The 840-nt window shown below is 69.9% G+C and carries 1 pseudogene; it reads left to right on the forward strand.

What is annotated here, in order from left to right:
• A pseudogene (locus tag ACLJPY_RS50175) lies at window positions 1–840 on the forward strand (2-oxoglutarate ferredoxin oxidoreductase subunit alpha); the annotation flags it as partial.

The following is an 840-nucleotide window of genomic DNA, read 5'->3' on the forward strand; positions in this document are numbered from 1 at the left end:
AGTCGTTCGCGACGACGTTCCAGGTCGCGCCGGCGAAGCTGACCCAGGGCACCTACCGGCAGATCACCGGCAACACCGCCCTGGCTTACGGCATCGTCGCCGCCGGGCAGCGCTCGGGTCTGCAGATCCTGCTGGGGACGTATCCGATCACGCCGGCGTCGGACATCCTGCACGAGCTGTCCAAGCACAAGCACTTCGGGATCATCACCTTCCAGGCCGAGGACGAGATCGCCGGGATCGGCGCCGCCCTCGGCGCCTCCTACGGCGGCGCGCTCGGCGTCACCTCGACCTCGGGGCCGGGTGTGGCGCTGAAGTCCGAAGCGGTCGGGCTGGGGGTGATGGTGGAGCTGCCGCTGGTCGTGATCGACGTCCAGCGTGGTGGCCCATCGACCGGTCTGCCGACCAAGACCGAGCAGGCCGACCTGTTGCAGGCGATGTTCGGCCGCAACGGCGAATCGCCGGTCCCGATCATCGCGCCGCTGTCCCCGGCGGACTGTTTCGACGCCGCGGTCGAGGCGACCCGGATCGCGTTGAAGTACCGCACGCCGGTGCTGCTGCTCTCGGACGGGGCGATCGCGAACGGGTCGGAGCCGTGGCTGATCCCGGACGTCGAAACACTGCCGGACCTGCGGGTGCAGTTCGCGACCGAGCCGAACGCCGACAACGGCTCCGGCGAGTTCTGGCCGTATGTCCGCGACCCCGAAACCCTCGCCCGGGCGTGGGCGGTGCCGGGCACGCCGGGGTTGCAGCACCGGATCGGGGGGTTGGAGAAGGCCGACAAGACCGGGCACATTTCCTACGACCCGGCCAACCACGACACGATGGTCCGGCTCCGGCAAG

The sequence above is a fragment of the Amycolatopsis sp. lyj-23 genome (assembly GCF_046549135.1).
In the GTDB taxonomy this organism is placed as follows: domain Bacteria; phylum Actinomycetota; class Actinomycetes; order Mycobacteriales; family Pseudonocardiaceae; genus Amycolatopsis.